A 3,850-nucleotide genomic window follows, 5' to 3' on the forward strand; every position below is an offset into this window, starting at 1 on the left:
GGTGTCCCGTGCCGGGTCGCCGACGGGCGGGGCGCTGACCGGCGCCTGACGGGTCACCGGGGACTCCTCCGCCGGGTGGCGCACGCCGTTGACGTGTCGACCGTTGACCCGGGCCGGCGGCTCCTCGGTCGCGGGGTGGCCGGGCGGGGCCGGCAGGTCGCCGTGCCTCGGCGAGGAGGTGGCCCAACTGCCACCGAGGTCCCCGTAGGGCCAGCCGCCGGGCGCCGGTGCGCCCCGGGACCAGCCGTCCGCCGGGGGCGCCCATCCGCCGCCGGTGCGGGCCGGGTCGTCGTGCTGGCCCGTCCCGTCGCCGTGCTCTCCCGGGGTGGCGGCTCCGGGTTGCCCTGTTTCACTCACCGCGCGCTCCTTGGTCGCCCCCGCTGAGGCTACCGTGTGGTGACAGTGGCGATAAGTTACAGCGGCGGGCCAATTCCGCGACGGGTTCACGAACCCGGACCGGTTCGGGTGATACGTGCCGGCTCGTACGCAGATACTCGGAGGTTCCCATGACCGCAGTGGGGAACGGTGCACAGACCGCCGGCCGGCCCACCCGCCTGCCCCGCTCGGCGCGCCGTAAGCAGCTGCTCGCCGCTGCTCAGGAGGTGTTCGTCGCGCAGGGCTACCACGCCGCCGCGATGGACGACATCGCCGAGCGGGCCGGCGTATCCAAGCCCGTTCTCTACCAACACTTCCCCGGGAAGATGGAGCTCTACCTGGCGCTGCTGGACACGCACTGTGACGCCATCGTCGCAAAGGTGCACGACGCGATGCGCGGCACCCACGACAACAAGGAGCGCGTCGGCGCGGCCGTGCGGGCCTACTTCGACTTCGTCGACCACGAGAGCGAGGCGTTCCGGCTGGTCTTCGAGTCCGACCTGCGCAACGACCCGGCCGTGCGGCAGCGGGTGGAGCGGGTCGAGCAGGGCTGCATCGCGGCGATCACCGACACCATCATCTCGGACACCGGGGTGAGCCGGTTCCACGCCGAGCTGCTGGCGTCCGGCTTGGTCGGCGCGGCGGAGACGGCCGCCCAGTTCTGGCTGGCGGGCGGTCGCCAGGTGCCCAAGGCCGAGGCCGAGGCGCTTGTCGCGGCGCTGTCCTGGCGCGGCATCGCCAGCTTCCCGCTGCAAGGTGAGTCAGCCTGAACATCGGGCCGTCGGATCGGATAGCCTTCCCACGGTGGCTTTTTCGCCCCAGTTGAGGAGGCACAGTGGAGGTCAAGATCGGCGTGCAGTACGCGCCGCGGGAGCTGGTCCTGGAGAGCGCGCAGTCGCCGGCCGAGATCGAGCAGATCGTGACCGACGCCTTCGCCAAGAGCGAGGGCACGCTCTCCCTGACCGACGAGAAGGGCCGGCGGGTCATCGTGCCGGTCGGCAAGGTCGCCTACGTCGAGATCGCGGAGGCATCGCCCCGCGCGGTCGGGTTCACCGTCCGCTGATCCCCGGCACACCGGTCGCCGTGGCGGGGACCCCCGCCGCGGCGACTCAGTTGTTCAGCCCGACGGCCGCCATCCGCGCGGTGTGCGCCTCGGTGAGCCGCCGCAGCAGCGTCGACACGTCCGCGCCGGCCCGCCCGATCAGCGCGGCCAGCGCTCCCCGGTCGTCGGCGGCGGCGACCCGCCGGGCCTGGGACAGCGCCTCGCCGAGCAGCCGCCGCGCCCAGATCGAGAGCCGGCCGGCCATCCGTGGGTCGGCCTCGATCGCGGCCCGGATCTCGGCCGCGGCGAAGTCGGCGTACCGCGAGTCGTGCAGGACGTCGAGGAGCAGCGCCCGGTCCGGCCCGTCCAGCCCGCCGGCGATCTCGCGCAGGAAGTCGTCGGTGATCGCGTCCCCCACGTACGCCTTGGTCACCGCCTCCGGCCAGTCCCGCGGCTCGGTCGAGTCGTGGTAGGCGCGCAGCGCGTCGACGTAGGGGGCCATCGCCGCCTCCGGGGCGACGCCGAGGGCGCCGAGCCGGTCGGCGAGCCAGCGGTAGTGCGCGATCTCGGCCGCGGCCATCTCGCTGAGCGCGGCGCGGCGGCGCAGGTCGGGGGCGAGGCGGGCGTCGGCGGCGAGGCGGTCGAAGGCGAGCAGTTCGCCGTACGCCACGAGGCCGAACAGATCGGTGACGGCGGGGTCGGGGGCGGACACGAGGCGCAGGTTACCCGCTCGACGCTGTGAGCCAGGTCACAACGATTACCCCCGCGCGCGTCACCGCCACCTGGAATCGGGACGACTCAGGGGCCGTTCAGGTAGGATGAGACAGTTGCCGTGGGCACCGACCTGGTCAGCGTGGTTGATGAGCATTCCGTCAGCTCCGCCGATCAGCACCGGTCCCCGGAGCGCGTGCGGCCCGGTCCGGCTCGGCGAAACCGCCCCCGACCGCGTGGCCCGCGCCACACCGATCGCGCCCTGAGGACATTGAGGGGCGCACCACGAGAGGGCACCCCCAGATCCAGATGAGTGAGCAGATTTCCGGCCAGCCACTGGCCCCCACCGCTCCGGTCCGACCGGAGGCACCCACGTTCGCCGCGCTCGGCGCCCGACAGGAGACCGTCGAGGCGCTGGCGGCCGCCGGCATCACCCGCGCCTTCGCCATCCAGGAGTACGCGCTGCCGATCGGCCTGCGCGGCGTCGACCTGATCGGGCAGGCCCCGACGGGCACCGGCAAGACCCTCGGCTTCGGCATCCCGCTGCTCGAGCGCGTGTTCGCCCCGTCCGAGGGCAGCGACGGCGTGCCGCAGGCACTTGTCGTCGTCCCGACCCGCGAGCTGGGCATCCAGGTCGCCAAGGACCTCGACGCCGCCGGTCGCACCCGGGGCGTCCGGGTGCTGCCGATCTACGGCGGCGTCGCGTACGAGCCGCAGATCGAGGCGCTGCGCAGGGGCGTCGAGATCCTCGTCGGCACGCCCGGCCGCCTGCTGGACCTGCAGAAGCAGAAGCACCTGCGGCTCGACCGGGTCCGGGCGCTCGTCCTCGACGAGGCCGACCGGATGCTCGACCTGGGCTTCCTCGACGACGTCGAGAAGATCCTGGCGATGCTGCCGGAGGACCGGCAGACCATGCTCTTCTCGGCCACCATGCCGGACCCGATCGTGGCGCTGTCCCGGCGGTTCCTGCGCCGCCCGGTGACCATCCACGCCGGGCACACCGCCGAGACCGGCCCGTCGCCGCAGACCCAGCAGCTGGCGTACCGCACCCACTCGCTCAACAAGGTCGAGATCGTGGCGCGGATCCTCCAGGCCGAGGGGCGCGGGCTGACCATGATCTTCACCCGCACCAAGCGGGCCGCCGACCGCGTCGCCGAGGACCTCGACTTCCGTGGCTTCGCCGTCGCCGCCGTGCACGGTGACCTGGGCCAGGGCGCGCGGGAGCGGGCGCTGCGCGCGTTCCGCGCCGGCAAGATCGACACGTTGGTCGCCACCGACGTGGCGGCCCGGGGCATCGACGTCACAGGCGTCACCCACGTGATCAACTACGACTGCCCCGAGGACCAGGACACCTACACCCACCGGATCGGCCGCACCGGCCGGGCCGGCGCCACGGGTGTCGCGGTCACGTTCGTCGACTGGGACGACGTGCCCCGCTGGCGGATCATCGACAAGACCCTCGGGCTCGACATGCCCGAGCCGCCGGAGACCTACCACACCTCCGCGCACCTCTACACCGACCTGGACATCCCCACCGACGTCAGCGGCACCCTGCCGACCGCCGAGCGCACCCGTGCCGGGTTGTCGGCGGAGGTCGAGGAGGACCTGGGCGGCGGCCGGTCGCGGCGCGGCACCCGACGTGGCGAGGGCCGCGGTGACAGCCGTGGTGACAGCCGGGGCCGGGAGCGCAGGCGGGGTCGTGGCGACGCGGTCGGCGGCGCC

Annotated in this window: 4 protein-coding genes and 1 pseudogene; 3 read left to right on the forward strand and 2 right to left on the reverse strand. The window is 73.4% G+C overall.

Annotation, left to right across the window (positions count from 1 at the left end):
- A pseudogene (locus HUW36_RS27660) lies at positions 1-357 on the reverse strand (hypothetical protein); the annotation flags it as partial.
- Positions 358-506: 149 nt separating this feature from the next.
- Here HUW36_RS27660 and HUW36_RS27665 point away from each other — a divergent pair.
- On the forward strand, positions 507-1,145 hold the full coding sequence (locus tag HUW36_RS27665) for a TetR/AcrR family transcriptional regulator (RefSeq protein ID WP_174530823.1): 639 nt from the start codon (positions 507-509) through the stop codon (positions 1,143-1,145).
- A 65-nt stretch (positions 1,146-1,210) separates the two neighbouring features.
- Complete coding sequence (locus HUW36_RS27670; RefSeq protein ID WP_013288692.1) at positions 1,211-1,438, forward strand: DUF3107 domain-containing protein; 228 nt, start codon at positions 1,211-1,213, stop codon at positions 1,436-1,438.
- A gap of 46 nt (positions 1,439-1,484) precedes the next feature.
- Here HUW36_RS27670 and HUW36_RS27675 read toward each other — a convergent pair whose 3' ends face one another.
- On the reverse strand, positions 1,485-2,129 hold the full coding sequence (locus HUW36_RS27675; RefSeq protein WP_246248353.1) for a ferritin-like fold-containing protein: 645 nt from the start codon (positions 2,127-2,129) through the stop codon (positions 1,485-1,487).
- 308 nt (positions 2,130-2,437) lie between these two features.
- Here HUW36_RS27675 and HUW36_RS27680 point away from each other — a divergent pair.
- A partial coding sequence (locus tag HUW36_RS27680; protein WP_174530824.1) for a DEAD/DEAH box helicase occupies positions 2,438-3,850 on the forward strand: 1,413 nt, incomplete at its 3' end.

Source organism: Micromonospora maritima (assembly GCF_902825405.1).
Taxonomy (GTDB): domain Bacteria; phylum Actinomycetota; class Actinomycetes; order Mycobacteriales; family Micromonosporaceae; genus Micromonospora; species Micromonospora maritima.